22 protein-coding genes are annotated in these 13,678 nt (G+C 51.8%); all 22 read left to right on the top strand.

Features of this window, described 5'->3' with window-relative positions:
* The first annotated feature begins 12 nt into the window (after nucleotides 1–12).
* On the top strand, nucleotides 13–528 hold the full coding sequence (locus RW092_RS03515; protein WP_316009554.1) for an XRE family transcriptional regulator: 516 nt from the start codon (nucleotides 13–15) through the stop codon (nucleotides 526–528).
* A 10-nt stretch (nucleotides 529–538) separates the two neighbouring features.
* A complete protein-coding gene (locus RW092_RS03510; RefSeq protein ID WP_316009553.1) occupies nucleotides 539–823 on the top strand; it encodes a hypothetical protein in 285 nt (94 codons plus the stop codon).
* Complete coding sequence (locus RW092_RS03505; RefSeq protein WP_316009552.1) at nucleotides 820–996, top strand: hypothetical protein; 177 nt, start codon at nucleotides 820–822, stop codon at nucleotides 994–996. Before RW092_RS03510 ends, RW092_RS03505 begins: the two co-directional genes overlap by 4 nt.
* Before the next feature lie 109 nt (nucleotides 997–1,105).
* The gene (locus RW092_RS03500; protein ID WP_316009551.1) at nucleotides 1,106–1,375 is read left to right on the top strand and encodes a hypothetical protein; all 270 of its coding nucleotides are present in this window, start codon (nucleotides 1,106–1,108) and stop codon (nucleotides 1,373–1,375) included.
* Between the two features lie 60 nt (nucleotides 1,376–1,435).
* Nucleotides 1,436–1,696 carry a hypothetical protein gene (locus RW092_RS03495; RefSeq protein ID WP_316009550.1) on the top strand — a complete coding sequence of 87 codons (261 nt, stop codon included), beginning with the start codon at nucleotides 1,436–1,438 and terminating at the stop codon, nucleotides 1,694–1,696.
* Nucleotides 1,693–3,690: an AAA family ATPase gene (locus tag RW092_RS03490; RefSeq protein ID WP_316009549.1), complete on the top strand. Its 1,998-nt coding sequence runs from the start codon at nucleotides 1,693–1,695 to the stop codon at nucleotides 3,688–3,690. The genes RW092_RS03495 and RW092_RS03490 overlap by 4 nt, the downstream gene beginning before the upstream one ends.
* Nucleotides 3,691–4,728, top strand: a complete 1,038-nt coding sequence (locus RW092_RS03485; protein WP_316009548.1) for a recombinase RecT — start codon at nucleotides 3,691–3,693, stop codon at nucleotides 4,726–4,728. It begins immediately after the preceding gene.
* Entirely contained in the window at nucleotides 4,728–5,435 is a 708-nt protein-coding gene (locus tag RW092_RS03480; RefSeq protein WP_316009547.1) for an MBL fold metallo-hydrolase, read from the top strand. Before RW092_RS03485 ends, RW092_RS03480 begins: the two co-directional genes overlap by 1 nt.
* Nucleotides 5,432–5,620: a hypothetical protein gene (locus tag RW092_RS03475; protein WP_316009546.1), complete on the top strand. Its 189-nt coding sequence runs from the start codon at nucleotides 5,432–5,434 to the stop codon at nucleotides 5,618–5,620. Before RW092_RS03480 ends, RW092_RS03475 begins: the two co-directional genes overlap by 4 nt.
* A gap of 53 nt (nucleotides 5,621–5,673) precedes the next feature.
* Nucleotides 5,674–6,510 carry an HTH domain-containing protein gene (locus RW092_RS03470; protein ID WP_316009545.1) on the top strand — a complete coding sequence of 279 codons (837 nt, stop codon included), beginning with the start codon at nucleotides 5,674–5,676 and terminating at the stop codon, nucleotides 6,508–6,510.
* A complete protein-coding gene (locus RW092_RS03465) occupies nucleotides 6,497–6,841 on the top strand; it encodes a hypothetical protein (protein ID WP_316009544.1) in 345 nt (114 codons plus the stop codon). Before RW092_RS03470 ends, RW092_RS03465 begins: the two co-directional genes overlap by 14 nt.
* Nucleotides 6,813–8,225, top strand: coding sequence for a replicative DNA helicase (dnaB, locus tag RW092_RS03460; RefSeq protein WP_316009543.1), 1,413 nt, complete (start codon nucleotides 6,813–6,815; stop codon nucleotides 8,223–8,225). The genes RW092_RS03465 and dnaB overlap by 29 nt, the downstream gene beginning before the upstream one ends.
* 13 nt (nucleotides 8,226–8,238) lie before the next feature.
* A complete protein-coding gene (locus RW092_RS23760) occupies nucleotides 8,239–8,394 on the top strand; it encodes a DUF6906 family protein (protein WP_410055507.1) in 156 nt (51 codons plus the stop codon).
* Entirely contained in the window at nucleotides 8,391–8,579 is a 189-nt protein-coding gene (locus tag RW092_RS03455) for a hypothetical protein (protein ID WP_316009542.1), read from the top strand. Before RW092_RS23760 ends, RW092_RS03455 begins: the two co-directional genes overlap by 4 nt.
* Nucleotides 8,580–8,701: 122 nt before the next feature.
* Nucleotides 8,702–9,070, top strand: coding sequence for a RusA family crossover junction endodeoxyribonuclease (locus tag RW092_RS03450; RefSeq protein WP_316009541.1), 369 nt, complete (start codon nucleotides 8,702–8,704; stop codon nucleotides 9,068–9,070).
* 181 nt (nucleotides 9,071–9,251) lie between these two features.
* A complete protein-coding gene (locus RW092_RS03445; RefSeq protein WP_316009540.1) occupies nucleotides 9,252–9,764 on the top strand; it encodes a hypothetical protein in 513 nt (170 codons plus the stop codon).
* Entirely contained in the window at nucleotides 9,761–11,464 is a 1,704-nt protein-coding gene (locus RW092_RS03440) for a DNA cytosine methyltransferase (RefSeq protein WP_316009539.1), read from the top strand. The genes RW092_RS03445 and RW092_RS03440 overlap by 4 nt, the downstream gene beginning before the upstream one ends.
* A gap of 59 nt (nucleotides 11,465–11,523) precedes the next feature.
* Entirely contained in the window at nucleotides 11,524–11,793 is a 270-nt protein-coding gene (locus RW092_RS03435; RefSeq protein ID WP_316009538.1) for a LexA family protein, read from the top strand.
* Nucleotides 11,765–12,145 carry a hypothetical protein gene (locus tag RW092_RS03430; protein ID WP_316009537.1) on the top strand — a complete coding sequence of 127 codons (381 nt, stop codon included), beginning with the start codon at nucleotides 11,765–11,767 and terminating at the stop codon, nucleotides 12,143–12,145. The genes RW092_RS03435 and RW092_RS03430 overlap by 29 nt, the downstream gene beginning before the upstream one ends.
* The gene (locus tag RW092_RS03425; protein ID WP_316009536.1) at nucleotides 12,142–12,585 is read left to right on the top strand and encodes an ASCH domain-containing protein; all 444 of its coding nucleotides are present in this window, start codon (nucleotides 12,142–12,144) and stop codon (nucleotides 12,583–12,585) included. Before RW092_RS03430 ends, RW092_RS03425 begins: the two co-directional genes overlap by 4 nt.
* Complete coding sequence (locus RW092_RS03420) at nucleotides 12,582–13,007, top strand: hypothetical protein (protein WP_316009535.1); 426 nt, start codon at nucleotides 12,582–12,584, stop codon at nucleotides 13,005–13,007. The genes RW092_RS03425 and RW092_RS03420 overlap by 4 nt, the downstream gene beginning before the upstream one ends.
* Before the next feature lie 233 nt (nucleotides 13,008–13,240).
* Nucleotides 13,241–13,678, top strand: a 438-nt coding sequence (locus RW092_RS03415; RefSeq protein WP_316009534.1) for a hypothetical protein, incomplete at its 3' end; no start/stop codon positions are given.

Below are 13,678 nucleotides of genomic sequence, written 5' to 3'. Positions count from 1 at the left end.
GGCATATGGAACTTGGCAGTTGGACATTTTCCACAAGCACTGGAAGAGGTGCTTGATCAAACGGGGGATACCCTGGCGAAGGCAGGTAAAGCGGCTCACGTAGATGGATCCCTTATAGGCAAAATCATCAAAGGGAGTCGGAAGCCGACGGAGCCGGTGATGAAAGCGACTGCGCAGCATTATGATGACGGCAGACTTTATATCGCAGCTGCAGGTGAGATTACGGACGGGGCTTTTGTCCCGTGGCTAAACAATGTAGACCTACATAGAACGAGCGTTCATATCAAGGTATTGGAAGAGATCGGCGAGGCCAAAGAGGCTTTGAAGCAGGCCCCCATTACTAAAACACGTGAGCAAATGGGGCAGCAAGACCTGCAAAAGATCAAAGCAGCAATTATGGAGAGCATTGAGGCCATAACAGCACTGATGCATTATGTGACGGTCTTATGCCGGGAGTATTGCTTCTCTTACTTTGGAGCCTGGCGAGAGCACAGGGCGGAATTGAAAGCCAAAAAATATTTGAAATGAGGGAACGTAGATGCAAACAAATATGACCTTGGAAGAAGAAGTGAGATTTGTTGCTAGAAATGCGGCGCGGAATCTCCGGACGATCCAGCGTAACCCGGAAATTGTATTGCCGGACAAGCTGCAGAGCAACATCGAGTATCTCGAAATGATGATCCGCTTGCACAAGTCCGATCTGAAAGCACAAAAAAACGCCCGGCGGGCAGGCCGGACGCTTCGGTTGAGATCACGTCTAATGAGTCTCTTGCCGTATATTTTATCTGATGAACGCCGGAAACGCAAGGAGGAAACGGCGTGATCAACCAGGATAACATTGAACGCCTGATTGGCCGCAAGTTGACGGACAAGGAGCTGCGGACAATTGAGTGGCTCAACACCTGGGAGAAGGAAACGAGCGGCACGGTCGCTCACCTGATCAAGACGGCGTATCTGAATGGGCGGCTAGAGAAGAGTTTGAATAGCAAGGAATAGACAGGGCTTCGGCCCCGTCTCCCGGCGTCGGACGGTTTTCATAACCTTTCTCCGTTCGGCGTCGAGAGATGCGGCTGACGCATCAATCCAAATGAGAGGAGGACAAGCCATGCAGGTGATTCATCGGCTGACGGTGGTAAGCAACCCAACCCGTATCTTTGAAGTCGGTACGGAGATCGACGGTCGAGAGGTCATTGAGATCAAGCAAGTCGGTTACGAGCACGATAACGGTGTTTTTTCAGAATTCCATGTGCTTGACGAAAACGGCAATCTTATCGCCAGCATCGAGAACTGCCCGGTCATCGTGGACTGGAAGACAATCGCTGTCCACGATGAAAAAGAAAACGACCCGCGGCAACGGGTCGTGTCAGGTACTTGATTATTTACCTTGTCCTTATCGTAGCAGATCGGGGCGAAACCGACAAGAGGAGGGATCAACTTGGATGCCGAGATCCGTTTGGATGTTACTGGAGGTTCCCTTGAAACAAAGGTACAACCAAGGATGACTTATACACCGGCGGTACTACTGATCAAGGGGGTTCATGGAGCCGTAGAAATCGAAGCGAATGACGATCAACTCGCTGAGATCGAATATGCCCTACGGACTTATCTAGATGGCATCCGTTATCCGGAGACGCCAGACCAACAAGCCATTTTAAATCATGAAATCAATCAATCGATAGAGGAGGAAATAGCTTGAACCAGATCATCTTGGAGCGATTAACGCTTCGTAATTTCAAAGGTTTCAGAGAGTTTGTCCTTACTACGTATGGCGGAAATGTTGAAGTTTACGGGGATAACGGGACGGGAAAAACGACCATTTTCGACGCATTTACTTGGCTGCTATTTGGTAAGGACAGCGCAAATCGATCGGAGCAAAAGTTCGAAATCAAGGAGCTGGATTCCACAGGGAAGGTAAAGCGTCACAAGCTGGAGCATGAAGTGGAAGCGGATCTCTTGGTTAATGGCCGCCGCCGGACATTCCGGCGGGTGTACTCCGAAAAATGGACAAAGAAACGTGGATCGGTTGTGGATTCTTTCGAGGGACACACCACAGATTATTACATCGATGGCGTGCCCGTGAAACAATCCGAGTACCAAGCGGAAGTGGATTCCATCATTAAAGAAGACCTTTTCCGCCTACTGACCAGTCCATCGTTTTTTAACGAACAGCTTAAAAAGGAAGAGCGTCGGAAGGTATTGCTCGAAATCTGCGGCGATGTAACGGATGCCGAAGTCATTCATTCCAATTCGAAACTTAACCGGCTTCCGGCGATCCTGGGTGATTTGGATATTGAGAAGCATAAGGAATATGTTAAAAATCGCTGCAAAGAAATCAACAAGGAGATTGATCGCATCCCGGATCGAATTGACGAAGCTCAGCGGAGCCAGCCGGATATTGCCGGTTTGGATGAAAGACTGTTAGATGGCCAGATCGCCCAACTCCGTTCCACCATCAAGACGAAGGAAGAAGAAATGCTTCGCATCCAGCACGGCGGCGAGACGGCTGTGAAGGAGAAGAGGATCCGGGAGATTGAGAGTGAACTTCTGGCTATTCAAAGCCGGCTGCAGTCGGCGGTCCTTGATCAAGTAGCATCCAAGCGTAACGAGGTTAGCTTAATTCAAAAGGATTATGACTCGCTACGTCGGCAAATTGATAACAAACGGTATCAGATCAAGCAGAATGAACAGAACATCGATTTGAAGACTCGTGAGGCGGAACGACTCCGCGCCGAATGGACGGAAGTAAACAGCAAGGTATTTGAAGGACATCACCATGACGATTACTGTCCAGCCTGCGGCCAAACTCTTCCGGCAGAGCAAATCCAAGAAGCTCACGCGAAGGCAGAGGCTGCGTTCAATCGGGATAAAGCCCAGCGGCTTGAACAAATCAACATCCGCGGCAAGGCAGCTAAAGAAGAGACTATCCGTTTACAATCCGAAAATGAGCGGCTGAGTCAAGAAATTGAAGGGATTAACGATAAACTGGCCGATTTTCAAAGCAAACTGGCCGCTGCCGAGCAAGAGCTTGATCAGCTCCGGTCAGGCATCCAGGACCCGAAATCTGATCCCGGGTACCAAGAACTTCTTCGCGAGAAAGCAGCGATTCAAGACGAAATCGCTCGGCTCAAAGAATCCGCTCAAGGGGAAGTATCTCGACTGTCGGGAGAAATTTCCGATCTGGAAAGTCGACTCCGCGATCTGGAACGAGACAGATTTAAGCTGGATGCCTACAAAAACGCGGAGAAGCGTATCGCGCAGCTCGAAGCACAGGAGAAAAGTCTTGCAGCTGAATACGAACGCCTGCAGGAGGAACTTTTCCTGACGGAAGAGTTCACTCGATCTAAGGTGGCTCTGCTGGACTCTAAAATCAATTCCAAATTTAAGTATGCTCGTTTCCGGTTGTTTAAGGAACAGATCGACGGTGGATTGAATGAAGTCTGCGACACGCTTTACAACGGAGTACCGTACGACGGAGGGCTTAACAATGCGGCGCGGATCAACGTGGGTATGGACATCATTAACACACTCTCGGAGCACTACGGATTTACAGCCCCAATCTTTATTGACAATGCCGAAGCTGTAACACAACTGATCGACACGGATGCCCAAGTGATCCGGTTGATCGTTTCTGAGCCTGATAAAAAGCTCCGAATTGTAACCCAAAATCACACCTATCAGGAGGCGATTTAATTGACAACCCAAAATCAAGGAGCGCTTGCCAAGAAGGAGCCAACGCAGTCTGAACGCTTTATGGCCAAGGTAATTGCCGAGTTTGGTTCCAGTGTCGGGGAAGTTGCATTGACAAATTTCCAGAAGCGACTGGCCCAGAATTACTTTATCGCGCTAGATGCGGTATTAAAGGCTGCTGAAGAGAAGCGTATGAAGAAATCGGAGAAGTACCGCGACCCACTGCCGGTGACCTGGGCGAATGTGAATATGGACAAGTTGGCCAGAGATGTAGTGGCCTGCGCGAGAATCGGGTTTGATCCTTCACAGCCGAACCACATCAACTTGATTCCCTTCAAAAACAACAATACCGGCAAATACGACATTGTTTTTATCGAGGGATATCGGGGGCTTGAACTTAAAGCAGTCAAATATGGTCTGGATGTTCCGGATCATGTAACGGTTGAACTGGTTTACTCCAATGATTACTTCGTTCCAATCAAAAAGGATGCAAATCATCCATACGAAGGGTACGAATTTGAGATCAGAAACCCGTTTGATCGCGGAACGATACTTGGCGGCTTCTACTTTCACTCGTACACGAAGACACCTGAAAAAAACAAACTGGTGATGATGACGATCAAAGAGATCGAAAAGCGGAAGCCCGATCATGCCAGCCCCGAGTTTTGGGGAGGAGAAAAGGACAAGTGGGAGAGCGGTAAGAAAGTAGGGACCGAAAAAGTTGACGGCTGGTACGAGAAAATGTGTTGGAAGACTGTGTACCGGGCAGCATTTAACGACATCACTATCGACAGCCAAAAGATCGACGACGACTACCTACGGCTGAAACAGATGGAAAGCGACTTTGCGGAGGCAGAGGTTGAGCGTGAAATCAACGCCAATGCCAACAAGAAGGTCATCGACATTACGCCTCCTGCATCTTCTGAACCGGAGCCAGAACCGACCAAACCTGATGAGGAGTTGGTCGGTCAGGGCGAATTGAATTTTGAGATCGGAGATGAAGATATTCCTCCGACCGGTACCGAAGGGCCGGATTTCTAATGATCGATATCCAATGCCTTGGCTCCAGCAGTGCGGGCAACGCCTACCGGATCACGGACGGTCACACCGCTCTCCTGCTGGAGGCCGGTTTCCCTTATAAGCAGCTACAACGGGCCTTGAACTTTCGCCTGCAGGACATTGACGGCTGCCTGATCACCCATGAACACCTTGACCATAGCAAGGCAGCTCCGGACCTCATGCGGGCCGGGATTAACATTTACTGCAGCCAAGGCACCGCCGATGCCCGGCAGCTCGCCGGCCACAGGCTGAAGATCATCAAGGCGCTGCAGCCGGTCACGATCGGCACCTGGTCGATTCTCCCGTTTGATATCCAGCACGACGTTGAGGAGCCACTGGGCTTCCTATTGACTAACACAGCTGGCGACAAACTGGTATTCCTGACGGACACCTACTATTGCCGTTACCGCTTTGCTGGCTTGACGCACATCATGGTGGAATGCAATTACTCGCTTGATATCGTGAATCAGCGCGTAGCTGCCGGGCAATTGCATCCAGCACAGAAGAAGCGGCTTTTACGGTCTCATTTCGGCCTGGAGCACGTCAAAGGATTTTTAAAGGCCAACGACATCAGCAGGGTTGAAGAGATCTGGCTGCTGCATTTATCTGACGGCAACTCAGATGCCGAGAGGTTTAAGCGTGAGATTCAGGAGATCACCGGCAAGATGGTGATGGTGGCGAAACGATGATCGACGACCAGAAAAAACTTCTCCAGAGTATGATGGGCGACCGGATCTGGCGACTTATGAAGTCGGATCCGGAAGCGTTCCAACGGGAGACGAAGGCTTACTTCGCCCGTACTTACCCGGGATGGACGGTTTTGCGAGCCAAATACCCCATCGTTTATCTGCGAGATGATAGAAAGCGAGTTTAGGGGATGAGCGAATGCCCGAAGGCAGTTATCCTTTTCCGATGTATTCAGGAATCTTGGAACATAGACATTACAAAAAAATAGGTTCAGCGATCTGGCTGTTCCTTTGGTGCATCAGCTCCACGACATCCGAGAAGGAAAAGGACGGAACAGTCTGGGGGATCGTCCTCGGGAACAAGCCGGTCAAGATTAGCGAATTGGAAGATGAGTTTGGGGTATCGGACCGGACGATCCGGTCATGGATTAAAACGCTCGAAGAAAACCAGTACATAAAAGTCACCAGGGCGCCATACGGACTCATTTTTTCGGTCCGGAACTCCAAAAAATTCAAAAACAGACCGGAAGAAAACTTCCACTCTACCGAAGGAGATCGGCAACATTCTTCCGATCTGACCAATAGAGATCGGCAGGAATCTTCCGATCACCCGGAAGAAAACTTCCGATCTAATAAAGATATTACAGAGATAAACAATGCTGCTGTTATTACTGACCCAGAAACCATCTTGAAACTTGCTCGAGAGGTTGAGGATTATTTCTGCATGAGGCGAGGCCAAGGTCTGAATGTCAGCGTCGCAGACTTCGAAGAGATCAAGAAGATGGTTGCTACGGGGATACCGCTGGACATAGTTAAGCGGAGCATTGACAAGTCGTTTGCAGAGTACAAGCCCAAGCACGGTTGGGACAAGATTCGCAACATGGCCTATTGCATCCCTCGCTGCTTCGACGAGTGGAGCAAATCGCAGGTGGATGAATCCATAACCGATGGCGCGTGGCCGAACCGCCCGGTCGCCCTTGGACCCTCTCCACAGCGGGGCCGAAGATCCAAACAACAGGAGCAGATCGATGAAGTTGATCGATTTATCGAGGAGGAACGAAGACGTGAAGCTCATTGAAGTTGCTGAGCTATACAAGCATATAAAAAAGCACTATCCGTTCTTTGACGCATCCGTTGAAAAAATCAAAGAAGACCATGAGCAATATCTCAAAGACTTCCCGACTGATATGGCCTGGCAGAATATTCATCAGCACATCAAAACGGAGACTGTAACGCCAGGAATACCGCACATTCGTGGGAGACTAGGTGAGCAGATCGAACGGGACCGGTTGAAGGCGGCGACATACGAATATTTTGCGGCGCGGGAGGAAGCTGCGAAGAACGCTTGCCCACCTCCGCCGGGGTGGAAGGAGGCCGTATATGCAAAACTGGGCCGACCGATTAACTGACCTACCTCACGATCTGGCGGCTGAATGCTCAGTTCTCGGGGCTGTACTCATCAAGCCGGAAGTGATTGAGCACGTGGACGGCTTACAGCCGGAAGTCTTTTATCACGCCGGGCACCAAATCATCTTCAGACGAATGCTGGAGCTCGCCAACGATGGCGATCCCATCGATCTGGTGACATTGACCTCGCGGCTTAAGGATAACGGTGAGCTGGAGGATATCGGTGGCGTGACTTACCTATCGCGGCTAGCGCATTCGGTCCCGACCGCGGAAAACATCGAGAGTTACGTCTCTGCGGTGAAAAACAAACATCTGCTTCGGGAGATCATCCACACCGCTCAGACGCAGATTGCTGCAGCAACGTCCGGTGAAGATGTGCAGGCGCTCTTATCGGAGATGCAGGTTGCTACAGCGAAGCTGACGGACCAGGCCGCACCACCGCAAGATTTCAAACGGATCGATGATGTCATCGTTGAAGTCATCGAAACGACGGAGAGCAAAGCAGAGGCGTACAAGAACGGGACGGTCACGGGGATTCAGACGGGATTTACCGATCTGGACAAAATGCTTGGAGGTCTCCAAAACAGCGATCTCATCATTGTCGCGGCCCGGCCTTCTGTAGGTAAGACGGCATTCGCGCTGAATGTTGCCCAGAATGTCGCGGTCCGGAGTAAGGAGCCGGTTGCAATCTTTAGCTTGGAGATGTCCGCGCCTCAATTGGTGCAGCGGATGATCTGTGCTGAAGGAAACATGGATGCAAATGTGATGCGTTTCGGAGATTTGAAGGAGTCCGACTGGTCCAAATTAGCCAACGCTGCCGGCGTTCTTGGTGCGACCAACCTCTTAATTGACGATACGCCAGGCATTACGGTTCATGAAATACGCGCCAAATGCCGGCGGCTAAAGAAACAGCAAGGACTCGGGCTGATCGTGATTGATTACCTGCAGCTGATTGCCAGCACAGGCCGTGGCCGGGGGGCGGAGAACCGCCAGCAGGAAGTGTCGGAGATATCACGAACGCTGAAACACCTTGCCAGGGAGCTGGATGTTCCGGTGATTGCCTTGTCCCAGCTGAGCCGCAACGTCGAGCAGCGGCAGGACAAGCGCCCGATGATGTCTGACCTCCGGGAGTCCGGTGCGATCGAGCAGGACGCCGACATTGTGGCTTTCTTGTACCGGGACGATTACTACAACGCAGAAACCAAGAAGAAGAACATCATCGAGATCATCATCGCAAAGCAGCGGAACGGCCCGGTTGGTACCGTGGAGCTGGTATTCCTGAAAAACTACAACAAGTTCGTCAATTACGAACGCGGACATAGCGATCCGGGGCCGCAGCCGCCGAATCAACAAGTGCCAGATATTGATAAACGCCGCTGGGCGTGAGGGGAGGACAGGGGTGCAACTTAAAAAGCCGACACGTAAGCAAAAGATCGAAATGGCTAGGCAAAAACTTAAACCTGATAGCTGGCTGGTAGAACGGGATGATGGTAGTCAACTGGTGATAGTGGGCAAGGAAAAGGGGCAGGTTAGGCGGCTCCGGTGGGGCGCATGAGCGGGCCGTGGAGTAAATGGAGCGTCTACGAGTACATGAGGCACGTCTACATGCGCGCCGGGCGCTGGCCAGACCTTCCCGAACTGCTGGATAAATTTCCGGCGACGCCGCCGGCCGAAATCAAGGAGGGCATGAAGGAATTCGAGACAACGCTCACGATCGGAGGCGGCAAGCGTGCGCAGTGAGGGAAGACGTGTTGATCCATTTTTTCAGGATACTCCTTGGGATCTAATCTATGACGACGATGGACGGCAGATCGGTGAGGTGTACATGCTGCTGGGCGATGAAAAGAGGGAGGGGATGCCCTATGAAAATCGTTATTCCCGGCGAACTACCGACGATGAATCAAATCATCGACGCGGCAAAGACGCACTGGAACGGTTACAGAAAAATGAAGCAGGATAACACGCTGCTTGTTGCCCTAGTCGCGAGACGTCTTCCAGAGTGTCAGAGAGTGGACATTTCAATCACTTGGTATCGGAGAGACCGTAGAACCGACAAAGACAACATAATGGCAGGGCAGAAATTCATCTTGGATGGCCTTAAGGAGGCAGGGGTCATCGGTAATGATGGGTGGAAGCATATTAGACGGATCACACATGATTTCGCAATTGATAGGCATGAACCTCGGGTGGAGGTTGAACTCCAGGAGGTTGCCCCGGAGCGGACCGGATGATCCTCGTTTGTATCGAGTGTGGTCGAGACATGGAACAAGTGGACACGAATAAATACCGGTGCCCGGATTGCGGGTTTGGGGCGGAGCAGTTGACCATCCCCGCAGAAATGGATCCGGATGAACCATGCTCGGCCGTTTGACCAAACATATGATCTTATTCGGCTAGAAAGGAGGGATTGTCATGGCTGGTAAACAATATGCAGGTCCTGAGTTCTACGAGAAGAAGTTAGCGAAGGTCATGGAGCGATTTGGTACTGAGGATTACAACTACGACTGGAGCCGGCACGGCGGCTGGGTGGAGTTCCGATACCGCGGTCAGCTGTACCGATTCGAACACTCAGTAGAAAAGGCACAAGCCAAAGGTCAGAGCATCAAATACGGTAGCGACGCCTTTGCACAGATCGTGCTGGCGCTGGAGGACCTGGCAAGACTGGTTGAGCGCGGGCTGTACGATTTGCAAAACTGGATCGAGGGCATGCGGTTTCTGCCGCCGCCGGTGGAGGTGCCGGAATATTTCAAGCAGTTGGGATTCGAGACGATCCCGGGAGACGTGGGGGAAGTGGAGGAACGTTTCAGGGTGCTGGCAAAGCAACGGCACCCGGACGTGCTAAAGGATGACGGAACGGCGTTTAAGCGGCTGCAGCGGGCGGCCGAGGACGCAAAACGATATTTCAGGAAGGATGGTGGGGAATGAGGGAAATCATAGTAGACAACTTCGCCGGCGGAGGCGGCGCCTCAACGGGGATTGAAATGGCGATCGGCCGCAGCGTTGATATTGCGATCAACCATGACCCTGCAGCGATCGCCATGCACCGGGCGAACCACCCGGAAACGGAGCACTATTGCGAATCAGTTTGGGATGTAGATCCCAGGGAGGTGACACGGGGGAAGCCGGTCGGGCTTGCATGGTTTTCTCCGGACTGTAAGCATTTCAGTAAGGCTAAGGGTGGGAAGCCCGTAGAAAAGAAAATCCGGGGCCTTGCGTGGATCGTGCTCAAATGGGCCGGGAAGGTACGCCCTCGGGTAATCATCCTCGAAAATGTGGAGGAATTTAAAACTTGGGGACCCGTTAGGAAGGGCCGCCCTGTCAAAAGCAAGAAAGGCCAGACCTATGAGCAATGGAAATCGCAGCTTGAGAGCCTTGGGTATGTGGTGGAAAGCCGAGAGCTGCGGGCCTGCGATTACGGCGCGCCTACCATCCGGAAACGCCTATTCATCGTTGCTCGCTGTGATGGCCGTCCGATCGTATGGCCGGAGCCAACGCATGGAGATCCAGAGAGCGATGAGGTCAAATCCGGAAAGCTTAAGCCTTGGCGGACGGCAGCGGAGATCATCGACTGGTCAATCCCGTGTCCGAGTATTTTTGAGCGGAAAAAGCCACTGGCGGAGAACACACTGCGGCGGATCGCCCGGGGGTTACAGCGGTTCGTGATAGACAATCCGCGACCATACCTCGCTCCGTATGTGATCAAAGTCAATCATCAGGGAGAACAGTTCCGGGGGCAACGTACTGATGAGCCGCTCCAAACTGTTACGGCGAAAAATGGCTGGGGTGTTGTGACACCATACATCGCCAGGATCGGGCAAACGGGTTTTGGACGAGACAGGCTGCAATATGAGATCAACAATCCTTTAACAACCGTTACGACCAAAGTCGAGCATTTGTTGGTCATGCCGCACATCACCAAGTTTCGAGGTGGAGCCACCGGACATGAGCTATCCGAACCGCTTCACACGGTAACATCCGGCGCAGGTGCGAGCCGCCCGGCAGGAGCCGCCCATGCGCTGGGGATGGTTGCAGCTTTTTTGACCCAGTACCACTCCTATGACGACAGCGCCCGGGGGCAAACGATGAAACGTCCGTTGTTGACCCAAGACACTAGCAACAGGTACGGGCTGGTTACCTCGCACTTGGTCAAGCTGCGAGGTACCTGTCAGCACGGCCAGCCGGTCACTGAACCGATGCCAACGATCACAGCTGGCGGTATGCATGTCGGGGAGGTCCGGGCGTTCCTGCTCAAATATTACGGAACCACCGACAACGGCCAGCATCTGGATGAGCCGTTGCACACAATTACAACCAAGGACCGGTTCGGGTTGGTCACCATCGAGGGAGTCGATTATCAGATCGTTGACATCGGTATGCGGATGCTGGAGCCTCATGAGCTGTTTGCGGCGCAGGGATTTCCGCCGAACTACATCATCGACGTAGATGCTGACGGTGTTCGGTATCCCAAAAGCGCCCAGGTTGCCCGTTGCGGGAATGCTGTGCCGCCGCCATTCGCGGAGGCGCTGGTCCGGGCGAACCTTCCGGAGCTTTGTACGGGATCGGGGCGGCAACTTACATTTGAGCGGTACAAGCCGGCTGCGGGACAGTTGGAATTCTCCTTGTAAGAAAACTGGCACGCCGGGCAAGCCAATTCAGATGACACAGTTCTAAAAAGGAGAGGAATATGACTACCAACAAACCACTAACACTACGTCAGTCTGAGGCGCTGCAGTTCATTGAATCATTCGTGGCAAGCAACGGCTATCCTCCAACTGTGCGAGAGATCGGAGAAAACCTAGGGCTGCTTTCTTCATCGACTGCCTTTAACTTGTTGGAGCAACTGGTTAAGAAGGGTTACGTCTCGAAGGGGCCAGGGCCGCGGATGCTGCGAGTTATTAAGCCAAATGAAGGGGAAGTGAAGATCGATGGGAGATCAGAACAAAGGGTTATATAACAAATACCGGGTCATTAACAGGGAAACCGGACAGGAAGCAGAGGGCGAATACTTTGTGCTTAAGCCGGTGAAGGACCCGGCGGCGCGGGCTGCACTCGAAGCTTACGCTGAAGCAACTAATAATGAAAATCTAAGGGTAGATTTGTTTGCCTGGCTTGAAACAATGCCTGAATTCAGAGAATGTGACTGGTGCGGTGAGCCGGCTACGGAGTTGAGCTACCCTCATCTGTTCGACCCGGCATTCGGAAAGAAAATGTGCCGTAATTGCTGGGAACATGATCGAGAAGTATACAAGGGGGCTTATGGCGAGGATATCGGGGAATTTAAGCCGATTGGAGGCGGACAGGCATGAAAGCCATAACTATCCATCAACCTTGGGCATCACTTATTGCAGTAGGTGCAAAGCGGTTCGAGACACGCGGATGGAAAACGAGTTATCGGGGACCAATAGCAATCCATGCGGGTAAACAGAAGAATTTTGACACATGCATGCGATTAGCAAGAGACTATGCAAATTTATGGCGCGAGATCACACCACTCCAATTCGGGAGCATTATAGCAATAGCTGATTTAGTTGAATGCTGGCGCGTCTCAGATTGGTTGTTCGATCATGACACACAGATCGCTTATTTGCATTCTCAGGATCAAGATTATCTGATTTCTCCCATGGAGCATATGTTCGGGGATTACACACCAGGGCGCTATGCGTGGCAGTTGGATAACGTCAGGTTGATTGACCCGGTCTCGATCAAGGGGCAGCAAGGGCTTTGGAATTGGGAGGGGCATATATGAGTGAACGGCTTACGGATAAACAGGTGGAGGAGATACGCGAGCTCATCCACGAATGGAGGCCGTTTGTGAACGAACTTCGTGATCCTCTTGAACAAACGTTGCTCTCTGAACAGGCAGGATGGGCAGAGGTTGATCGATTAACCAGGCTTGTTGCCTCCCTGCAGGAACAACTCAGCCAGGCTAACGCATGCGCAGCTCACTGGGCATGCCTGTATCATGCTGAGGAAACGAGGTTCCAGCGGCAAAATACAGAGATTGAACAGCTAAGATCTGATCGAGCACAACTGATTATGAACTTAGAAAGTCGTATAGACGATCAACTACGCTGGGGAACGCCGGTCGGCATAGAAATAGCACGTGAGCTTAGAGCGATCGTGAATGAAATCAAGGAAGGTGATTCGCATGCTGGACAAGGGGCTTAAACGGGAAGTTTGGACGCCGGAGAAGGTTTCTGAACACATCCGCCGGATCGGGGCGGAAAAGCCTCCTACTCCACGGAACCAGTACGCCTCGCAAATCACAGCTCCACGGCAGGGCCGGTGGGGCAAATATCTAAAATGGTAATGCAAAGACCCCCAATCCTTGGCGGGCGCGGGGGTCAGTCGGTAAATGTTTCCTCTCATTGAAATATAACATATAAAGGGGAATGAGGGGAATGGCGATGGTCTGGGAACAAGAAGAGCTCTTTCCAACGGCTAGTGAGCAGGAGATCCAGCGGACAAAATTCCTGCTCGGTAAATATACAAAAATGGTTGCACTTATAAAGGATTTTGAAAAATACGAAGAAGAGCTAAAGCAGGTGGCTATTGATGGAGAATCAGCGCGTCGTATTGATCAAGAAGATCTGCATGCGGATAAGACAGCAAATGCAGCCATTTTGATTGAAAAGCAACGTTGGGTGTACCAACGGTACCGGTTCTATACGCAGCAGATCCGTCGTGCATGGGGGCTGATTCAGGACCCGGAAGCTAAGCAGGCGGTTGATTACCGATACCTGCAGGGCTACTCGCCCAAAGAGACTCTTCTTTTCTTTCGTCACAGCATGAGCGACAGCACGGTTCGCCGGCGGATTGAGGAGGGGGAAGTTAGTATC

Source organism: Paenibacillus sp. 3LSP (genome assembly GCF_032465655.1).
Taxonomy (GTDB): Bacteria; Bacillota; Bacilli; order Paenibacillales; family Paenibacillaceae; genus Fontibacillus; species Fontibacillus barengoltzii.
This window is presented reverse-complemented; position numbering and strand designations above follow the sequence as displayed.